The sequence below is a fragment of the Nonomuraea sp. LPB2021202275-12-8 genome (assembly GCF_037044575.1).
Classification (GTDB): Bacteria; Actinomycetota; Actinomycetes; order Streptosporangiales; family Streptosporangiaceae; genus Nonomuraea.
In genome coordinates this window covers 1-3,406 of record NZ_JBAHWD010000093.1, presented here as the reverse complement: position 1 = coordinate 3,406, position 3,406 = coordinate 1, and the positions used below count along the sequence as shown (strand labels likewise).

At 67.1% G+C, this 3,406-nt stretch carries 2 protein-coding genes; both read left to right on the top strand.

The features are described from left to right. Positions 1–3: 3 nt before the first annotated feature. The gene (locus V5E28_RS48745) at positions 4–960 is read left to right on the top strand and encodes a transposase (RefSeq protein WP_442946019.1); all 957 of its coding nucleotides are present in this window, start codon (positions 4–6) and stop codon (positions 958–960) included. A 235-nt stretch (positions 961–1,195) separates the two neighbouring features. Continuing rightward, entirely contained in the window at positions 1,196–2,623 is a 1,428-nt protein-coding gene (locus tag V5E28_RS48740; protein ID WP_442946018.1) for an IS1380 family transposase, read from the top strand. Positions 2,624–3,406: the final 783 nt, after the last annotated feature.

The following is a 3,406-nucleotide window of genomic DNA, read 5'->3' as shown; positions in this document are numbered from 1 at the left end:
GTCATCACCGCCGCCTCCGACAAGAGCGGCGCAGCGGTCACGTTCAAGAAAACCTACGGATTTCACCCGCTGGCCTGCTGGTGTGCCAACACTCAAGAGTCGCTGGCGATGCTGCTGCGCACCGGCAATGCGGGCAGCAACACCGTCGCCGACCACCTGCGGGTGCTGCGTGAGGCGCTGGCTCAGATCCCGAACTCCTGTCAGGCCAAGATCCTGGTCCGGGTGGACGGTGCGGGCGCCACCCACGATCTGCTCCTCCACCTGGAAGGACTGAACACCGCCCGCCGCACGGTGCGATACCTGGTCGGCTGGATGATCACCGACCTCGACGAGCAGGCCATCGCCCGGCTGCCCACCACCGCCTGGACCGACTCCCTGCGCCAGGACGGCGACCTCCAGCCCGGCTACCACGTGGCCGAGCTCACCGGCCTCAACCAGCGCCAAGGCTGGCCAGAGGGCATGCGGCTGCTGGTGCGCCGGGTCCGCCCCTCGGCCCGGCACCGCAAGAACCTCACCGCCTTCGAAACCCGGACCGGCTGGAAGTACTCCATCATCGCTACCAACATCGGCCGCATGTGGGGCATCGCCGGCTCCCACCACCCGCAATGGCTGGACGCCCTGGCCCGCGCCCACGCCGTCGTCGAAGACCGCGTCCGCGCCGACAAGGCGATGGGCCTTGCCAACCTGCCCAGCAAGGACTGGACCGTCAATTCTGGTTGGATGCTGGCCGCCAACCTCGGCCACGACCTGGACTGCTGGCTGCGCCTGCTGACCCTGCACGACCAGCCCGGGCTGGACCGCGCGGAGCCGGACACCATGCGCTACCGGCTCTACCACCTGCCCGCCCGCCTGGCCCACCACGCCCGTCGCCGCCACCTGCGCATCGAGCGCACCTGGCCCTGGGCCCAAGCATTCGCCGTGGCCTGGCAGCGCCTCACCGACCTGCCCGCTCTCGCCTGAGAGCCGGACCCGACCGCAACGATCCAGAAAGGAGCCTCATCCGGGCCCGTGGAACCCGGCGCCCCGCAGCGTCATGCCACGGCCCGCCCCAACCGCACCGGGGACATTACGGGCAAACCGCGGCGCCACTCACACAGCACAGCCAACTGAAGAATCGAGGTTAACCTCGGGCTTTCACGGTGAATTTCGCCAGACTTGATCATTCACATAAGAAAAGTGCCTTTGAGCTGGGAGGATGGGGCTTGTCGAGAGTCCTGTCCACACCAGATCAGAAGGCACTTTCCAAGTGAAGAGTATCGCTTCGCGCGGCAAGATCATCGCATCCGCTGACGCTGCCGGGCTCCTCTCCCACGCGGGCGCCCTGCTGCTCCTGCATACGCTGCGTGTCACCGGCCTGGACCGGGTTCTGTCCGCGCAGCTGGAGCGCTGGCGGCCCGAGCGCGCGGTGCATGACCCCGGCAAGATCGTGGCCGACCTGGCCGTCAGCCTCGCCCTAGGCGGGGACTGCCTGGCCGATATCGCTGTGCTGCGTGCCCAGCCCGACCTGTTCGGCCCGGTGGCCTCCGACCCGACCGTCTCCCGGCTGATCGACCGGCTCGCCCGCGATGAGGCCAAGGCGCTCAACGCCCTGCGCACGGCGCGAGCCCTGGCCCGCGAACGTGCCTGGGACCTAGCCGGGACGAGGGCGCCGGGCAGTGACGGTCAGCTGATCCCCCTCGACCTCGACGCCACCATCGTCATCGCCCACTCGGATAAGGAACACGCCGCCCCGACCTGGAAACACAGCTTCGGCTTCCACCCGATGACGGTCTTCGCCGACCACGGCCCGCAAGGGGCCGGTGAACCGCTGGCCATCGTGCTGCGGCCGGGCAACGCCGGCTCCAACACCGCCGCCGACCACATCGAGGCCACCCGGCTGGCGCTGGCCCAGCTCCCCAAGCAGCGCCGACGGCAGGTGCTGATCCGCACCGACTCCGGCGGCGGCACCCACGAGTTCCTCACCTGGCTGACCAAGCCCGGCCGCCGGCTGTCGTATTCGATCGGGTTCACCCTGACCGAGCAGGTGCAGCAGGCCGTCTTGCGCCTGCCCAAGAGCGCGTGGACGCCCGCCTACGACGCCGACCGGCAGGTCCGGCCCGGCGCCTGGGTCGCCGAGCTGACCGGCCTGCTGGACCTGACCGGCTGGCCCAAGCGCATGCGGATCATCGCCCGCAAGGAACGCCCGCACCCCGGCGCCCAGCTGCGCTTCACCGACGTCGACGGATGCCGCGTCACCTGCTTCGTCACCAACACCAAGCAAGGTCAGCTCGCCGACCTGGAACTACGCCACCGCCGCCGCGCCCGCGCCGAAGACCGCATCCGCTGCGCCAAGGACACCGGCCTGACCAACCTGCCGCTGCACCACTTCACCCGCAACCAGATCTGGTGCGAGCTCGTCGCGCTGGCCTGCGAACTCCTGGCCTGGATGCAACTGCTGGCCCTGCCCGGCACCGCCGCCCAGACCTACGAGCCCAAACGCCTGCGCCTGCGACTGTTCACGGTGGCCGGACGGCTGGTGCGCGGTGGCCGCCGTCTGCGCCTGCGCATCGCCGCACGATGGCCCTGGGCCGGCGACATCCTCACCGCCCTGACCCGCCTGCAAGCCCTGCCGGCCCCGACCTGATCAGCCACAAGCTGCCCCTGCGACCACGAAAGGAAAACACCCGCGGGCCCGTGGAACCCCGCCCACCCGACGCGACAGCCGGGCCAGCATGCTGACCACAGCACGCAATTCAACCTTCAGCCGAACCGCTCAGCCGACCACACCTTGATCACGAAAGATCGAGGCTAGCTGTTCGATACTCATCGGCGCACCCTTATAGATTGATCCAGAGGCCCGTGTCTGTATTCTGTGGATCCTTTGATTTGAGAGGATCCGTACCAGAATCCGTTCGTATTCTGCAATAGTTTTTGGAGTGCGAGATGTAACAACGAACTTTTTCATCCTCCCTGGCGCGCGTCCTGATCACAGCATGAGTGCGATGTCGGGCGTTTGGCCATGACGTGAAGAATCTCGTGGTAGACGAGGTGATCACCGCAACCCGCACCGCCGATACCAGAAGCCACCGTGAGTCCTCCAGAGGGTAGAGACGATCCGGCTCCATCAGCAACGTCCGAGTCCTACGGCGAGATCGACTTGGCGGCCTCGTTTACGAATACGCGCAGGTCGCATGAGACGACGCGCCGTCCGGCGTCCACGCCAAGCTAACCAACGCGGGACACCCGCGACTGAAGAGCGGGAACGTCTTGCAAGATTCCGGCCGCGAGTATCGCTTTGACCAGGCCAAACACCCGTCGAGCGATGGACAATGAGAGGTCCTTGTCGAGAGTGCCAATGCACGTCGGACAGCAACCGCATATCGCCCATTAGTAGACAAATTGGACTCGAAATGGCTCGAGCTCTCCA

What these genes read in the sequence shown, in the direction of transcription:
- V5E28_RS48740 (WP_442946018.1), top strand. Translation starts at nt 1,196, where the DNA reads ATGGGGCTTGTCGAGAGTCCTGTCCACACCAGATCAGAAGGCACTTTC.